This window comes from Variovorax paradoxus, assembly GCA_016806145.1.
GTDB lineage: Bacteria > Pseudomonadota > Gammaproteobacteria > Burkholderiales > Burkholderiaceae_C > Variovorax.
Genome location: CP063167.1, coordinates 1927445 through 1943744, shown reverse-complemented (window position 1 = coordinate 1943744; position 16300 = coordinate 1927445). Strand labels below are relative to the sequence as shown.

Here is a 16300-nt window from a genome sequence, read left to right as displayed (position 1 = left end):
GCCTCAGCCCAGGCGCACGCGATCGGGCGCCGCGGCCTTCAGCGCATCGGCGTAGATCAGCTTGCGGTAGAGCGCGCGCAGGTCTTCCTTCGGCGGCGTCGCGAGGCCGGCCTCGACGGCCCACTGCGCGTTGAGCACCAGGTCGTCGAGCAGCCGCTCGTCGAGCCGCACGCCGACCGAGACGGTCTCGAGCCCGGCCTTCGTCGTCTCGACCGTGGCCTTGGTGCGCTCGGCCACGAGCGCGATCGCCTCGGCGGTGTGGGCGCGGTAGAAGGCCTCGGCATCGAGCAGGCTGCGCACCGCGGCCTCCACCAGCCTGGGCCGCGACTGCACCAGCGATTCGCTCGCGGTCAGCACGTAGTGGCTCAGGAACACCTTCTCCAGCCCCGTGTCGTCGAGCACCCTGACCTTGCCGCCGCTGTCGGCGATGGCCTTCTGGCCCGCGTCCCAGCCCCAGGCGAAGGCATCGATGTCGCCCTTGGCGATGGCGGTCACGGCATCGGGGCCGCGCAGGTTGACCAGCGTCACGTCCTTGAGCGCGAGGCCGTGCAGCGAGAGGAAGCGGCTCAGGAAGTAGTGGCCGCTGGTGCCGACCGTGGTCGCCACGCGCTTGCCCTTGAGCTGCGCGCCGCTCGCGATGCCGCGGTCGCTGCGCGCCGCCACCACCATGCCGCTCGACAGCCGGCTGAACTCGGCCACGATCACCGCGCGCACGCCGTTCGCGCCGGCCAGGCCGATCACGCTGTCGGTGGCGGTCGCGAACTGGGCCTTGCCGGCCACGGCCGCGTCGAAGGCCAGCCGGCCCGAGGTGAACTGCAGCGTGGTGGCCTCGATGCCGTGGTTCTTCCAGAGGTTGCGGCTGGACACCAGGTAGGGAATGGCCCAGCTGAAGCCCTGGCTCTCGGCGACCACGATCTTCTCGACTGATTGCGCGCGCAGCGGCAGGGACAGGCCGGCGGTACCGGCGAGGGCGGCGAGACCGAGGCCGAAGCGGCGGCGGTCGATGGAATGCGAGGAGCTCATGGGGTCGGAGGGAGGAAAAAGAATACGGAACGCGAGGGCTCAGCCATAGCCATAGGGATTCGGCACGTCGCCCGCGAGCAGCCAGGCGCCGATGCCCTGGTGCCGGTAGTCGAGCGGGTCGTGCAGCGTGTGCACGCGCACGTTGCGCCAGTAGCGGTCGAGGTTGTGCTTCGAGGCGGTGCCGCGCGCGCCCACCAGCTCGAAGATCTGCGAGGTGACGTGCAGCGCCGTGCGCGCGGCCTGCGTGCGCGCCGCGGCCACGTCGATCGCGAGCGCCCCGCGGCTGTCGGCCGTGAGCGCGAAGCCCTGCTCCCAGGCCTGCTGGAAGCGCTCGTTGGTCTGGTTCGACAGCGCGGTGGCGGCCTGCAGCGCGGACCACATCTCGCCCGCGCGCAACTGCAGCAGCCGGTCGTCCTCGGCGCGCTCCACGCCGGCCATAGGCCAGGGCTGGGTGTGGGCGCGCAGGTGCTCGATGGCCGCGCGCAACGCACCGAAGGCATTGCCGAGGTAGATCTCGGTCAGCACGATCTGGCCGATCAGGTTGCGCAGCGTGGCGCGCGGGCTCGAGGCCACGCCGGGCGGGCCGAGGATCTCGTCGTGCGCGATGCGTACGCGCCGGAACTCGACGTTGCCGCTGTCGGTCTGGCGCTGGCCCATGTTGTCCCAGTCTCCGAGCACCGTGATGCCCGCGCGCGAGGTCGGCACCACGGCGAACAGCCGGTCCGTCGGCTCGGGGCCGAGCACCACCGAGACGTTGAGCACGTCGGAGTCCGGGGCGCCCGAGCAGAAGCCCTTCACGCCGTCGATCTCGATGCCGTCGTCGGTGCGCGCCGCCTGCAGCCGGGTGTCGCGCGCATTCACCGCATTGCCCCAGAACCAGCGCTTCTCCACCGCCTCGCCGAGGAAACGCGCCTGCTGCGCCTCGGAACCGAACAGCAGCACACTCGCCACCTGCAGGTGCTGGAAGCCGAACAGGTGCGCGAGCGAGCTGTCGGCCTGCGCGAGCCGGCGCAGGATGCGGAAGATCAGCGGCCAGGCCGCCTGCTGGCCGCCATGGGCCGCGGGGATCGCGAGCGTGAGCAGGCCGCTGCGGCGCAGCAGCGCGCGTTCGGCCAGTGCCGTGCCGCCCGCGCGGTCGCGCTCGGCGGCGCTGGCGGCCAGGGTGTTGGCGAGCGCGAGCACCGGCTCGGTGAAGACGCCGAAGTCCTCGGCGAAGGGATCGGCCGCCGATGGCGTGCCCTGGGGAGCGGAAGAAGAGGACACGGGATGGCGGCCTGCGGTGGAGAAGAGGAAGCGGAGAGCGGGGGCGGGCCGGAACGCGGGATCGGAGAACGGCGACGCCTGCCGCGGCGGCTGCACGCATGATGCCGAGCCGGACCCCCGTTCGCTTAGAACATTCCGGAGCATGGATATGCGGCGCGCGTTCAGCGCCGGTGGTCGACGCGCCGCGCCAGCCACTCGCCGACGAACTGGATCGCCGACACCAGCGCGATCAGGATCACGATCACCTCGAACATCACGCGCGTCTCGTAGCGCTCGTAGCCGTAGCGAATCGCCAGGTCGCCGAGGCCGCCCGCGCCCACCGCGCCCGCCATGGCCGAGGCATTGACCATCGCGATCACGCTGACCGTCATGCCGCCGATGATCCCGGGCAGCGCCTCGGGCAGCAGCACGTGGCGCACGATGTGCCAGCGGCGGCAGCCCATGGCGCGCGCGGCCTCGACCAAGCCGGCGTCGACGTCGTTGAGGCTGACCTGCGCGATGCGCGCATAGAACGGGATCAGGTTGGCCGCCAGCGGCACCACCGCGGCCCAGGTGCCGAGCGTGGTGCCGACCAGAAAGCGCGTGACCGGCAGCAGCGCGATCAAAAGGATGATGAACGGGATCGCGCGGCAGACGTTCACCGCGATCGACAGCGCCTTGTGGAAGCGCGGCCGCGGATAGAGGTTGCGCGGCGCCGTCACCGTGAGCACCACCGCCAGCACCAGCCCCAGCGCGATCGCGATGAAGGCCGAGACGCCCACCATCAGCAGCGTCTGGAAGAAGGCCTGGACGTACTTGTCAATCAGCGGCGTGGACATAGCCCAGGACCTCGATGCGGTCGGCCGCGAGCACCTGGCGCGCGGCTTCGATGTCGAATGAAGGGTCCGCGCCCACCGGCACGGCCACCAGCAGCCGGCCCTGCGCATGGCCGCGGATGCGGTCGAGACCGCCGTGCAGCCAGGTCGCGCCCGGGCCCAGCGCGGCCAGCGCCTCGAAGGGCAGGCCCCGCGGCCGCGCGGCGCCGTCGAAGCCCAGGCTCAGCACGCGCAGGGCCGGCCGGCCAGGGATGCCTTCGAGGTTTTCGAGGTCCGGCACCAGCGCCGCCGCGAGGTCGCCCGGCAGGTCGTGCAGCAGCGGTTGCAGCAGCGCGCGCGTGGCCTCGGCCCGCGGCTTGCCGAACACGCGCCACACCTCGCCGAGCTCGACGAGGCGGCCGCGGTCGAGCACCAGCACGCGGTCGCAGACCTCGCGGATCACCGCCATGTCGTGCGTGATCAACACCACCGTGAGGCCGAAGCGCCGGTTGATGTCGCGCAGCAGCGCGAGGATCGATTGCGTGGTCTCGGGATCGAGCGCCGAGGTCGCCTCGTCGCACAGCAGGATCTGCGGCCGGTGCACCAGCGCGCGCGCGATGCCCACGCGCTGCTTCTGCCCGCCCGAGAGCTGCGCCGGCCAGGCATCGGCCTTGTCGGCCAGGCCCACGAGCTCGAGCAGCTCGTCCACGCGCTCGCGGATGCGCCGCGGTTCCACGCCCGCCACCTTGAGCGGCAGCGCGACGTTGTCGCGCACGGTCTTGGCCGACAGCAGGTTGAAGTGCTGGAAGATCATGCCGATGCGCCGGCGCAGCGCGACCAGGCCGTCCTCGTCGAGGCCGCCCACGTCCACGCCGTCGACACGCACCGTGCCGCCGCTCGCGGCCTCGAGCGCATTGATGGTGCGCAGCAGCGTGGACTTGCCCGCGCCGCTGCGTCCGATGATGCCGAAGACCTCGCCGCGCTCGACGGCGAACGAGACCGCCTCGAGCGCCGCCACCGTGCCGGCCGCGCCCGCGTAGCGCTTGGAGACCTGCTCGAAGACGATGTGGGCCGGCGCCGGTGCACGCACCGATGTCGGCGTCGTCGCGGCGTTCAGAAGACGGGCAGTACCGAACCCTGGTACCGCGTCTGGATGAACTGGCGCACTTCCTCCGACTGGTAGGCCTGGACCAGCGGCTTGACCCAGGCCGCGTTCTTGTCCTTCTCGCGCACCACGATGATGTTGACGTAGGGGTTGTTCTCCTTCTTCTCGACCGCGAGGCCGTCGCGCGTGGCGATCAGGCCGGCCTGGTAGGCGAAGGTGTTGACGATGGCCGAGGCGTCCACGTCCTCGAGCGAACGCGCGAGCACCACCGAGGCGGCCTCCACCAGCTGCACCTTCTTCTTGTAGCCGGTCACGTCGGCCAGCGTGGCGGTGCCCTTGAAGGGATCGAAGCCCTCGCGCAAGGTGAGCACGCCCTGGTCGCGCAGCACGACCAGCGCGCGCGTCTGGTTGCTCGGGTCGTCGGGGATGCCGAGCTTGGCGCCGTCGGGCAGGTCCTTGAAGGCCTTGTGCTTCTTCGAATAGAAGGCGATCGGCGAGATGTAGGTGTTGCCCACGCTGACCAGCTTGTAGCCGCGCTGCTTGACCTGGTCATTGAGGAAGGGGATGTGCTGGAACGAGTTGGCCTCGAGGTCGCCGTTGTTGAGTGCCTCGTTGGGGCTGGCCGAGCCGGTGATGACCACCGGCTTGACCTCGAGGCCGTTGCGCTTGGCGACCTTGGTGACCACTTCCCAGATCTCCTCGTCGACGCCGCCGCGCACGCCCACGCGCAGGGTCGGCGATTGCGCGAGGGCCGCGGTCTGCGCCCAGAGCGCGGTCGAGGCGAGGACGAGTGCGCCGAGGGCGCGAAGAACACTGCGTGTGTGCATGACTTTCTCTTTTCGGTTACCGGTTTTTTGCTGCGGCCGATCTTCGAAGGCCGCGCCATGGCGGAAAAGGAAAGTTTTCGCACAAGCAATCTCGCTGCGCGACGAAGACGCGGATCGATCCGCGCCGCGCACCACCGGCGCGCTTGCACATGCGCATTCCGAAGTTGTCGTGGCGCAAGCCCGCCGATACGGTCGACGGCTTCGCATGTCACCCTGCCTGGAGTTCCTTCGATGACCGCTTCGCTGCCTTCCCTCCCGCTTCCGCCGAGCCGCCGCACGCTGGTGCGCGGTGCCGCCGCTGCGCTCGGCGCCGCCGGCCTCGGCCTGCTGGGCCGCCGCGCCTGGGGCGCCGACAACGACAAGCCGATCACGCTGTCGTGGACCGGCACCGGCCTGTGCCTGAGCCCGATCGTGGTCGCCAACGAACTCGGTTATTTCGCAAAGAACAACGTGAAGGTCGAGATCATCAATTTCGCGGGCGCGGTCGACCAGGTGCTCGAATCGATCGCCACCGGCAAGGCCGACATCTCGCTGGGCCTGATCCATGCCTGGCTCAAGCCGCTGGAAGCGGGCTTCGACGTGAAGGTGGTGGGCACCGCGCACGCGGGCTGCATCCGCGTGCTCGCGCCAAAAACCTCGGGCATCGCGAGCATCGAGGCCGTGAAGGGCAAGACCATCGGCGTCTCGAGTCCCGCGGGCTATGGGCGCCAGTTCTTCTCAACCGCGCTGGCGCGGCGCGGCGTGAACCCCGACCAGGACGTGCAGTGGCGCGTGTTCCCGGCCGACCAGCTCGACATCGCGCAGAAGAAGGGCGAGATCGACGTCATCGCCGACTCGGACCCGAACCTCTACCTGATCGAGAAGCGCAACCCCGGCGCCTACCTCGAGATCGCCAACATCCTCAAGGGCGACTTCAAGGACCGGCTGTGCTGCATCGTCGCGGCGCGCGGCGAACTGGTGAAGCGCAATCCGCAGCAGGTGGCGGCCGTGGTTCGCTCGCTGCACCAGGCGGCGGATTTCATCGCCGAGAACCCCAACGAGGCCGGGCGCGCGGTGAGCAAGCTGTTCCCGAAGGTGGCGCAGCAGGACCTCGGCAGCATCCTCTCGACCATCGGCTACACGCACCACGCCAGGCGCTTCGACCTCGCGAAGGAGATCGAGAGCTATGCGGTCGACCTCAAGCAGGTGGGGGTGCTCAAGAAGAGCACCGATCCGGCGCGCTTCGCGAAATTCCTGACGGTGGATGTGCTGGCCTGAGCAGGTGAGGGGTACGTCTCCAAGAGCCGTTCGGGCTGAGCTTGGCCTGTCCTGAGCTTGTCGAAGGATCGAAGCCTTGCGCGGCGCTTCGACAAGCTCAGCGTGAACGGTTTGTTGGACGCACTCCAGTGTCAGGCGGCAAGCGGCTCCGGCACCGCGGCCAGCAGCGAGCGCGTGTAGTCGTGCGCGGGCCGCGACAGCACCTCCTCCACCGGTCCCTGCTCGACCAGCCGGCCGCGGTTGAGCACCAGCACGCGGTCGGCCACGTGGCGCACGAGGTTGATGTCGTGCGAGATGAACAGCAGCGCCGTGCCCAGCCGCGACTGCAGCTCGGCGATCAGGTCGATGACCTGGGCCTGCACCGAGACGTCGAGCGCCGACACCGGTTCGTCGCAGACGATCAGCGCGGGCTGCGCCGCGAGCGCGCGCGCGATCGCCACGCGCTGGCGCTGGCCGCCCGAGAGCGAACGCGGGAAGCGCTCGGCCAGCTCGGGCGCCAAACCCACCTGCTGCAGCAGCGCCGCGATGCGCGCGCCCACCTCGGCGCGCGGCAGGCCCTGCAGGTTCTCGGCGATCACCTGCGACACGCGGTAGCGCGGATCGAAGCTGCTCAGCGGATCCTGCGGGATGTACTGCAGCCGCGGCCGCAGCGGCCGCCGCGCGGCCTCGGAGATGCCCGACCACGGCTGGCCCAGCAGCCGCACCGCGCCCGCGTCGGGCTCGAGCAGGCCGAGCACGATCTTGGCGCAGGTGGACTTGCCCGAGCCCGATTCGCCGACCAGGCCGAGCACCTCGCCGGCCGCGATCGAGAACGACAGGTCCTCGAGCGCCACGAAGTCCTCGCGCGGACCCAGCCCGCGCCGCACCGCGAAGCGCTTGCCGATGCCCTGGACCTCGAGCACCGGCGCCTGCGCGGCCGGCACCGGTGCGCGCGGCGGCAGCGGCTCGCGCACGATGCGCAGCCGCGCCTCGGGGCCCTCGCCTGCCGCCTCGAAGCGCGCAGACGACAGCCGGCTGCCGCGCGAGGAGGTCGAGGGCACGGCCGCGATCAGCTGCCGGGTGTAGCCATGGCGCGGGCTCGACAGCACGTCGCGCACCGGGCCTTGCTCGAGCACGCGGCCATGGCGCATCACGAGCACGCGGTCGGCGATGCCCGCCACCGCCGACAGGTCGTGGCTGATCAGCAGCAGGCCGCTGCCTTCGTCGCGCACGCGCCGCGCCAGCACCTCGATCACCTGCTTCTGCAGCGCCGCGTCGAGCGCGGTGGTGGGCTCGTCGGCCACGATCAGCGGCGGCAGGCCCGCAATGGCCGCCGCGATCAGCGCGCGCTGGCGCAAGCCGCCCGAGAGCTGGTGCGCGTACTGGCCGATGCGGCGTTCGGGATCGGGCATGCCCACGCGCGCGAGCGTTTCCAGCACGCGCTGGCGCACCGCCGTGCGGCCGCGCAGCAGGCCGTGGTGCTCGAGCACCTCGCCGACCTCGCGGCCGATGGGGCGCAGCGGATCGAGCGACACCAGCGCGTCCTGCATCACCAGCCCCGCGAAGGTGCCGCGCAGGCGGCGCCAGTCGGTGGCGTCGAAGCGGTTCGCGTCGCGCCCGTCGATCAGGAATTTGCGCGCATGCACGCGCGCGCCCGGGCCCGCGAGCGCGAGCAGGCTGCGCGCGGTCACGCTCTTGCCCGAGCCCGACTCGCCGACCAGCGCCACGCATTCGCCGCGCGCGATGCGCAGGTCGAGCGCCTCGACCACGGTGCGCTCGCCCGCGGGCGTGTCGAAGCGGACCGTGAGGCCTTCCACATCGACCAGCGGAACATCGCTCATGCCAGCCTCCCCTCGAAGCGCCGCTGCAGATGGTGGCCGAGCACGGTGAACGAGATCACCGTGAGCGTGATGGCCGCGCCCGGGAACACGCCGGGCCACCAGGCCACGCGCAGCACGTCGCGGCTCTCGGCCAGCATCACGCCCCACTCGGGCGTGGGCGGCTGCGGGCCGAGGCCCAGGAAGCTCAGGCCCGAGGCCGCGAGCACGGTCGATCCCACGTAGACGGTGGCGGTCACCGGCACCGCCACCAGCACGTTGGGCAGCAGGTGGCCGAAGAACACCTGGGCGCGGCTGCGGCCGTAGATGTAGGCATGGGTCACGTAGTCGGCCTGGCGCACGATGCGCGTCTGCGCGCGCACCACGCGCGCGAACTTCGGAATGCCCGCGATGCCGACCGCGAGCGCGATGTTGGCCAGCCCCGGGCCCAGGAACACCACCACCAGCATCGCCAGCAGCACGCCCGGAAAGGACGAGATCACGTCGAACAGCCGCGACAGCCCCTCGTCGAGCAGCCATTGCTTCTGACCCGCCACCAGGCCCAGCAGCACGCCAGCCAGCACCGAGATCGCGGTGCCGCCGATGCCGATGAACAGCGAGTAGCGCGCGCCATGCACGGTGCGCGACAGCACGTCGCGGCCGAGCCGGTCGGTGCCGAAGGGATGCTCGGCGCCCGGCGGCTGCAGCACCGCAAGGAAGTCGCCCTCGAGCGGATCGAGCGGTGCCAGCCAGCGCGGCGCGACGGTGGCGATCACCAGCAGCGCGACGAACAGCGCCGACAGCAGCACCGCGAGCGGCGGCAGGCGCCGGCGCGGCGCGCTCGACGCGGGAGCGCTGCCCGCGGGCAGCGCGACGGTATCGGATGCGGAAGTCATGATGCCTTGAGCCTCGGGTCGATCAGTGCATAGAGCAGGTCCAGCAGGGTGGACGCCGCGACATGGATGAAGGCCGCCAGCAGCACCACCGCGAGCACCACGGGCGCGTCCTGGCTCAGCACCGCGTTGAGCGTGACCGTGCCCAGGCCGGGACGGCCGAACACCTTCTCGGTGATGACGGCGCCGCCGAGCAGGCCGCCGATGATCCAGCCGCCGAGCGTGACCACCGGCAGCGCCGCATGGCGCAGCACGTGCCGCAGGCGCAGCCGCAGCTCGCCCAGGCCGCGCGCGCGCACCGTGACAACGAAGGGCTGTTCGAGCGCGCGCTCCATCGCCTCGCGCAGCACCTGCGCCAGCAGGCCCGCGGTCGGCAGCGCCAGCGCGGTCGCCGGCAGCACCAGCGCGCGCCAGTCGGCCGCGCCCGAGACCGGGAACCAGCGCAGCGTGAACGAGAAAGCCATCAGCAGCAGGATGCCGAGCCAGAACACCGGCGTGGAGGCGAACACCAGCTCCAGCGTGGAGGCCGCCGCGCGCGCGACGCGCCCGCGGCCCGAGGTCAGCGTGGCCACCACCACCGCGAACAGCAGCGCCAGCACGCCGGCCGCGAGCGCGAGCTCGACCGTGGGCCACAGCTGCGCCATCACCACGCGCGCCACCGGCTGGCGCAGTTCGTACGAGGTGCCGAAGTCGCCGCTGGCGATGCGCGCCAGGAAGCCCAGGTACTGCTCCCACAGCGGGCGGTCGAGCCCCCACTCGGCCGCGATGGCCTCGCGCAGGCCCGGGTAGTCGAGGTCGCCGGCCAGGATGTCCTCGACCCGGCCCGGCAGCGCATGCAGGGCCAGGAAGGCCGCGGTGGCGCTGCCCCACGCCACCAGCAGGCCGGCACCCAGCCGCGAGATCACCAGTCGCCACATGACGGGCTCAGCGCTCCGACAGCCACACGTCGTGGAAGTTCGACGGCGAGTCCAGCTGCGTCTCGAACGACAGGCCGCGCACCCGGCTCTTGGCCGCGAGCTGGTAGTTGGCCGAGAACAGCGGCACGATGATGCCCTGGTCCACCGCGTGGCGCTGCGCGGCGTCGACCAGCTTCTTCTTCTCGTCGAGGTTGGTCGAAGCCAGCGCGTCGTTGATGTAGCCGAACAGCGTCTTGTCGCCCTTGTCGGCCACCGCGCGGATGAATCCGCTCTCGCCGATGTTGCCCTGCAGCTCCTGCGCCGCGTCGGCCGGCAGGTAGGTGTTGGGATAGATGCTCCACGAGCCCTTCTGCAGTTGCTGCGCCCACTCGCCGCCGGTGACGAAGCGCAGCCGCAGGTCGAAGCCCAGGTTCTTGCGCAGCTGCGCCTGCAGGCCCTGGATCAGCACGTCGCGGTTGTCGCGCACGAAGGGCTGCGGATAGCCGACCTCGATGGTCAGGCGCTGGCCGTCCTTGGTGCGGAAGCCCTCGGCGTCGCGGCCGGTCCAGCCCGCTTCGTCGAGCAGCTTGTTGGCCGCGGCCGGGTTGTTGCCCCAGCTGCCTTCGAGCGCCTTGTTGTAGAAGAAGCTGTCGGGGCCGATGTTCGACCAGGCGCGGCGGTAGGTGCCGCGGTAGACGCTCTTGACCAGCGCGTCGATGTCGGCGCCGTCGCGCAGCGCGCGGCGCACGCGCACGTCGGTGGCCGGCGGGATCGTGTAATTGATGTTGAGCGTGAACGAGGTCTGCGCGCCCGCCGGGCCGACCAGGAACTGGAAGCCCGGCTGGTCCTTGAACAGGCCCACGTCGGTGGGCTGCACGCCCTCGATCACGTCGACCTGGCCCGAGCTCAGCGCGCCCGCGCGCACCGCGTACTCGGGCAGGAAGCGCACCGTCACGCGGTCCAGCCAGGCCGGTCCCTGGTGCGCCGCATAGCCGGGCGCCCACTGGTAGCGCGGGTTGCGCGCGAAGCCGGCCGACTGGCCGCGCACGTAGTTCTGGAACAGGAACGGGCCGCTGCCCGCGATGGCGGGGCCGCCGCCGCACAGGTCGTCGCCCGACTGCAGCGACTTCGGCGAGATCAGGCCCAGCCGCACGCTGGCGATCGATTCGAGCAGGCCCGAGTCGGGCCGGGCCAGCTGCAGCCGCACTTCGCTGGCCGACACCACCTGCACGCGCTCCACCGCCTTGAGCAGTTCGCCCGCGGCATTGGTGTTCTTCGTGTCGCGCACGAAGTCGAAGTTGAACTTCACGGCCGCCGCGTCGAGCGGCGTGCCGTCATGGAACTGCAGGCCCGGCTTGAGCTTGAAGGCGTAGGTCTTGCCATCGGGCGAGACGCTCCACTCCTGCGCCAGCCAGGGCAGGAACTTGCCGCCCTTGCCCTTGGCGACCAGCGAGTCGATGTAGTTGCGGATCAGGATGTAGGAGTTCTGCTGCGTCGAGCGGTGCGGGTTGAAGCAGATCGGATCGGTGGTGACGCCGAAGACCACCTCGCCGCCCTGGCGCGGCGTGTCGGCGGCCAGCGCGAGGTTCATGCCGCAGGCGGCGAGCAGGCCGGCCTGGAGGATGCGCGGCAGCGCGCGCCGCGGGGAAGCAAGGGCAAGGGAGATCTTCATGACGACGGAAAGGAACGTGGGAAAGCCGCGCGGACGAGTCCGCGCCTGGAAGAAAGGACAAGGAGTCGGCGCGCGCGGCGCCGGCCGTGCAGGCCCGGGCGAACGCCCGTGCACGGGCAGCGCCGATCTTCGAAGCTCAGGGCTTCGCGGCTAACGAAAGTTTTCGCAGAAGCTATCTCGCTCAGCGCGCATGGAGCGCCTCTGCTCCCTTCATCCGCTCAATCCAGCAGTCCGTCCCAGTAGAGACGCGCCGCCGCCAGCACGGTCCGCATCTGCGTCGTGTGCGCGAGCCGGAAGGCCGCGCCGCGCACCGTCTCGTCGGGGAACTCGCTGATCAGCGTGAACGGCACGGTCGAGCGCTCGTCGGTGATCACCATGCAGGGAATGCCGTTGATGGGCGCGAACGGCAGCTCGCCGACGTGGGCGTGCCACATGCGCTGCTGGAGCGCATTGAACGCGGCCAGCTCGGCCGAGCCCGCGAGCAGTTCCTTCGTGAGCGCATCGAGGAAGCGCAGGCCGTCGTGGCCCCGGTGCTGGCGCAGGACCAGGAAGAAGCCCTTGGGCACCGTCCACAGCTCGCTACCGCGCGGCACGTAGCCGGCGCGCGGGCGCGTCCATTCGTGCGCCGGGTAGCCATGCAGGCTCAGGTGCAGGCGTGCGCCGGTGCGCGCGATCGCCTCGAGCCGCGGCGCCTTCTCGCCGAAGGGCGGCTTCGTGCGCGCCTCGAGGTCGTCGCCCAGCGCGGTGTAGCGCGCGGCATGCGCCATGTGCGTGGGGTCCGTCTCTTGAAGCCGGTGATGCAGCGCCGCGCCGTCGGGGTTCTCGAGCGCGACCAGCGCATAGTGCGCGCCGGGCAGCGCGTTGAGCAGCGGTGCCGCGCGCAGGGCACCGACCACGCCCGAGCTCTCGTTCGCATGCTGGCCGGCCGTGACCACCAGGCCCGGCAGCGTGCCGCGCACATGCAGGCCCGCGACCGGGCGGCCCTGGAACGAGGTGACGCCGAAACGCTCGCCGGGCAGGCGTTCCATCGCGGCCTCGACCTCGACCGGGGCCAGCGAGCGGTCGGCGCTGTCGAGCACCAGGGCGGTGTCGACGGGCGGGTCGACCCGCCGATGCGCGGCCAGCCGCACCGTGACCCGCGTGTCGTCCTCGCTGCGCGAGATCAGCGGCACGATGTGGCCGGGCTGCAGCGTGCGGTCGGCATCGTCGAGGCCGGCGCGCGCCTTGAAGAACTCGAGCGCGCCGTAGTAGCAGTCCTCGTGCAGCGCCTCGAAGGTGTCGATCGTCTCCTCGCCGAAGGGCAGCCGGCGTTCGATGCCGGTGGTGGCGATCGCGATCTCGAGCGTGTCGAACAGCGGCAGCGTGTAGCTCCAGGCATGGCCGCGCACCGCATCGAGCGCGGCCGCGCAGGCGGCCTCGAACTCGGTGGGCAGCGCGGCGTCGTGCACCAGCGCATCGCCGTCCCAGACGCGCAGCCAGCCGCAGGGCGAGGCGGTGGCGTCGTTGGGCGCGAACACGCGCCACTGCCGCGCGCCGGCCGTCACGAGGTGCTCGCCGGGCAGCTCGCCTTCGGCGAAACGCAGCGCGACGCCCTCGCCGAGCAGGCCGGCCAGCGGATAGGCCTCGAGGCGAAAGCGCTGGCCCTGGCCCGCGGGCGTGCGGACCTCGATCGCCGTCGCCCCATCGCCCTCGAACTCCTCGAGAAAGAAGTGCACCAGCGGCTTGTAGGCGCTGCGCAGCACGGCCTGCACGCCCGCCGCGGCGAGCGCCTGCTCGGCGGCGCGACGCATGGGCGCGTCCTCGAACAGCCAGGCTTCGATGCGCGTGGCCGGGTGGGCGCCGAAGCGTTCGACCAGTTGCACCAGCGTGCGGGGAAAGGTGGTGTCGAGCAGCAGGGTCATGGCGGGAAGAATAAACCGCCTCGCGGCGTGGGGTTACCAACGGGCAGACACGCTGCCCCGGGGACGGGCGCCCCCAGTCTTGGCCCTCGGGCGCGCAATGCAAGCACGGAATCCGCATACGTTGATCCGTTTTTGTTCTTTGGCCCGCAGGTGGGCGCACGCTAGCCTGCGCCGGCTCCCGACTCACGGGGACCCTCATGGAAAGCCTCGCCTCGATGTCTCATGTCTTCGACAACCTCCCGCTGCCCACGGCACCCGCTGCCGTCGAGCCGGCCGCCAAGCCGTTGCCGCCGCGCCGCGCGCCGCGCCTGCTGTCGCGCAACCAGCTGCTGCTGATCTCCTGGCTGGTGCCGGCCCTGGTGCTGGTGGTGTGGGAGCTGGCGGCGCGGGCCGGCTATCTCTCGATCCACGTGCTGCCCGCGCCCAGCAAGGTGGCGGCCACGGCCTGGGGCCTGATCCAGGAAGGACGGCTGATCAGCGACATGGGCACCAGCCTGCTGCGCGCGGCCACCGGCTTCGTGATCGGCGGCTCGATCGGCTTCGCGCTCGGCACGGTGGTGGGCTTCTCGCGGCTGGCCGAGGCGCTGTTCGACCGCAGCATCCAGATGATCCGTGCCATTCCCTTCCTCGCGATGCTGCCGCTGGTGATCGTCTGGTTCGGCGTGGACGAGGGCGGCAAGATCTTCCTGGTGTCGCTGGGCGTGATGTTCCCGATCTACATCAACACCGTGCTGGGCATCCGGCAGGTCGACCCCAAGCTGCTCGAGCTCGGCCGCGTGACCGGCCTGAGCAACGCGACGCTGATCCGCCGCATCGTGCTGCCGGGTGCCCTGCCCTCGATCCTCGCGGGCGTGCGCTATGCGCTCGCGGTGGCCTGGCTCGCGCTGGTGATCGCCGAGACCATCGCCACCAGCTCGGGCATCGGCTACCTCGCGATGGATGCGCGCGAGTTCCTGCGCACCGACGTGATCGTGCTGACCATCGTGGTCTACGCCACCATCGGCGTGGCTTCGGATGCGGTGGCGCGGCTGCTCGAACGCCGGCTGCTGGCCTGGCATCCCAACTACGCCGCCGGAGAACGTCGATGAGCGCTCCGGCATCGCAACCCGAGGCCCCCGCCGTCGTCGTGCATGGCCTGCAGCGCCGCTATGGTGAGCGCACCGTGATCGGCGGCCTCGACCTGCGCATCGCGCGCGGCGAATTCGTCGCGCTGCTCGGCGAGAGCGGCTGCGGCAAGACCACGCTGCTGCGCGCGCTCGCCGGCCTCGATGCCATCGACGGCGGTCGCATCGACGGACCGCGCCAGCCCGCGGTGGTGTTCCAGGAACACCGGCTGCTGCCGTGGGATTCGCTCTGGCGCAATGTCTCGCTGGGCCTCGACGAAGCCACCGGCAAGGCACTGGCGCAGGCCGCGCTGGCCGAGGTCGGCCTCGGCGACCGGCTCGACGACTGGCCGCGCAATCTCTCGGGCGGCCAGGCGCAGCGCGTGGCGCTGGCGCGCGCGCTGGTGCGCGAGCCCCGGCTGCTGCTGCTCGACGAGCCCTTCGCCGCGCTCGACGCGCTCACGCGCATCCGCATGCATGGCCTGGTGAAGGAGCTGGTGCGCCGCCACCGGCCCGGCGTGCTGCTGGTCACGCACGACGTCGACGAGGCGGTGGCGCTGGCCGACCGCGTGCTCGTGATGCGCGACGGCGCGATCGCGAGCGAATACGCCGTGTCGCCCGAGGCCAATGCCAGGCGCACGCATCCCGATGCCACGGCGCTGCGCGAGGCGCTGCTGGCCGAGCTCGGCGTGGCGGCCGACAGCGTGCCCGCCTGACCCTCTTTTCGTTTTCCTTTCTTCACCGGCCTTCTCTCTTCATGACCTCCTCGTTCTCCCCGGCCTCGCGCCGCAGCTTCCTGCAGACCGCCGTCGTCGGCGCCGGCGCCCTCGCCACGGGCCTGGCCCATGCGCAGGCCGCCGGCCCGGCCAAGGCCACGCGCAACACCGACACCGTGCGACTCACCTGGGGCCGCGGCGGCCTGCCCGCGCTGGCCAAGAACCGCGGCGAGTTCGAGAAGCTGCTCGCCAAGGACGGCATCAAGGTGCAGTGGATCGGCCCCTTCCCCAACCATGCACCCTCGCTGCAGGCCGTGACCGGCGGCAGCGCCGACTTCGGCTTCGGCGGCAGCACCACGCCCGCGCTGGCCGCCATGCTCGCGGGCTCGCCGCTGGTGTTCACGCAGTTCGCCATCGTCGAGCCGCGCAGCACCGCGATCATCGCCAAGGACGGCTCGGGCATCGACAAGGTGCAGGACCTGGTGGGCAAGTCGGTCGCGGTCAACCGCTCGGGCCTCGGCGAGTTCCTGCTGGTGGCCGCGCTCGAGAAGCACAACATCGACCGCAGCAAGGTCAAGTTCGTCTACCTCAATCCGCCCGACGCCGGCCCGGCCTTCGCGCAGGGCAAGATCGACGCCTGGTCGATGTGGAGCCCGGGCGTGGACATCGCGCGCACCGAGTACAAGGCGCACGACGTCTTCTTCGAGGGCCGCGACCTCGACTTCCTGATCGACTTCAACTCCTACGTCACGCACCGCAAGTTCGCCGAGGAGAACGTGGCCATCGTGCGCGCCGTGAACGCGGCCTACGCGGCCGAGGCGAAGTGGATCAGCGAGCATCCGGTGGAAGCCGAGACGCTGAACCAGCAGGACGCCGGCTACAGCGACGCGGTGCGCGACACGCTGGTCAAGCTCAAGCGCCGCTGGGACGTGCGCGGCGTGCAGGACGCGAAGTTCCTGCAGGAATTCCAGAAGGCCTCCGACTGGTTGTCGGAGCGCAAGATCCTGCCGCAGAAGGCCAAGGTCACGGACTACCTCGCGCGGCTGTGAGGAAC

At 71.1% G+C, this 16300-nt stretch carries 14 protein-coding genes; 4 read left to right on the top strand and 10 right to left on the bottom strand.

All coding sequences use genetic code 11. The features are described from left to right. Nucleotides 1-3 precede the first annotated feature (3 nt). From INQ48_40180 to INQ48_40160, 5 genes are read right to left on the bottom strand one after another with little or no spacing between them, the layout of a single operon-like run. Nucleotides 4-1023: an NrtA/SsuA/CpmA family ABC transporter substrate-binding protein gene (locus INQ48_40180; GenBank protein ID QRF61592.1), complete on the bottom strand. Its 1020-nt coding sequence runs from the start codon at nt 1021-1023 to the stop codon at nt 4-6. 39 nt (nt 1024-1062) lie between these two features. Continuing rightward, nucleotides 1063-2430 carry an acyl-CoA dehydrogenase family protein gene (locus INQ48_40175; protein ID QRF61591.1) on the bottom strand — a complete coding sequence of 456 codons (1368 nt, stop codon included), beginning with the start codon at nt 2428-2430 and terminating at the stop codon, nt 1063-1065. Between the two features lie 17 nt (nt 2431-2447). Beyond that, complete coding sequence (locus INQ48_40170) at nt 2448-3104, bottom strand: ABC transporter permease (protein ID QRF61590.1); 657 nt, start codon at nt 3102-3104, stop codon at nt 2448-2450. Continuing rightward, the gene (locus INQ48_40165; GenBank protein ID QRF63177.1) at nt 3085-4197 is read right to left on the bottom strand and encodes an ATP-binding cassette domain-containing protein; all 1113 of its coding nucleotides are present in this window, start codon (nt 4195-4197) and stop codon (nt 3085-3087) included. Before INQ48_40165 ends, INQ48_40170 begins: the two co-directional genes overlap by 20 nt. Then, nucleotides 4194-5012, bottom strand: a complete 819-nt coding sequence (locus INQ48_40160; GenBank protein ID QRF61589.1) for a MetQ/NlpA family lipoprotein — start codon at nt 5010-5012, stop codon at nt 4194-4196. Before INQ48_40160 ends, INQ48_40165 begins: the two co-directional genes overlap by 4 nt. Before the next feature lie 231 nt (nt 5013-5243). On the opposite strand from INQ48_40160, the gene INQ48_40155 reads away from it, so the two are divergent. After that, on the top strand, nt 5244-6269 hold the full coding sequence (locus INQ48_40155) for an ABC transporter substrate-binding protein (GenBank protein ID QRF61588.1): 1026 nt from the start codon (nt 5244-5246) through the stop codon (nt 6267-6269). A 131-nt stretch (nt 6270-6400) separates the two neighbouring features. Here the strand turns inward: INQ48_40155 and INQ48_40150 are convergent, their stop codons facing one another. From INQ48_40150 to INQ48_40130, 5 genes are all read right to left on the bottom strand, one after another. Beyond that, nucleotides 6401-8089, bottom strand: coding sequence for an ABC transporter ATP-binding protein (locus tag INQ48_40150; protein ID QRF61587.1), 1689 nt, complete (start codon nt 8087-8089; stop codon nt 6401-6403). After that, nucleotides 8086-8961, bottom strand: coding sequence for an ABC transporter permease (locus INQ48_40145; protein ID QRF61586.1), 876 nt, complete (start codon nt 8959-8961; stop codon nt 8086-8088). Before INQ48_40145 ends, INQ48_40150 begins: the two co-directional genes overlap by 4 nt. Next, nucleotides 8958-9875 carry an ABC transporter permease gene (locus INQ48_40140; GenBank protein QRF61585.1) on the bottom strand — a complete coding sequence of 306 codons (918 nt, stop codon included), beginning with the start codon at nt 9873-9875 and terminating at the stop codon, nt 8958-8960. The genes INQ48_40145 and INQ48_40140 overlap by 4 nt, the downstream gene beginning before the upstream one ends. Nucleotides 9876-9882: 7 nt before the next feature. Beyond that, a complete protein-coding gene (locus tag INQ48_40135) occupies nt 9883-11526 on the bottom strand; it encodes an ABC transporter substrate-binding protein (GenBank protein QRF61584.1) in 1644 nt (547 codons plus the stop codon). A gap of 218 nt (nt 11527-11744) precedes the next feature. Continuing rightward, the gene (locus INQ48_40130; GenBank protein QRF61583.1) at nt 11745-13427 is read right to left on the bottom strand and encodes a hypothetical protein; all 1683 of its coding nucleotides are present in this window, start codon (nt 13425-13427) and stop codon (nt 11745-11747) included. Between the two features lie 215 nt (nt 13428-13642). Here INQ48_40130 and INQ48_40125 point away from each other — a divergent pair, with 215 nt between their 5' ends. The 3 genes from INQ48_40125 to INQ48_40115 are packed head-to-tail and all read left to right on the top strand — an operon-like array spanning nt 13643 to nt 16295. Further along, nucleotides 13643-14515 carry an ABC transporter permease subunit gene (locus tag INQ48_40125; protein QRF63176.1) on the top strand — a complete coding sequence of 291 codons (873 nt, stop codon included), beginning with the start codon at nt 13643-13645 and terminating at the stop codon, nt 14513-14515. Next, nucleotides 14512-15246: an ABC transporter ATP-binding protein gene (locus INQ48_40120; protein QRF61582.1), complete on the top strand. Its 735-nt coding sequence runs from the start codon at nt 14512-14514 to the stop codon at nt 15244-15246. Before INQ48_40125 ends, INQ48_40120 begins: the two co-directional genes overlap by 4 nt. A gap of 41 nt (nt 15247-15287) precedes the next feature. After that, nucleotides 15288-16295, top strand: coding sequence for an ABC transporter substrate-binding protein (locus INQ48_40115; GenBank protein ID QRF61581.1), 1008 nt, complete (start codon nt 15288-15290; stop codon nt 16293-16295). Nucleotides 16296-16300 lie beyond the last annotated feature (5 nt).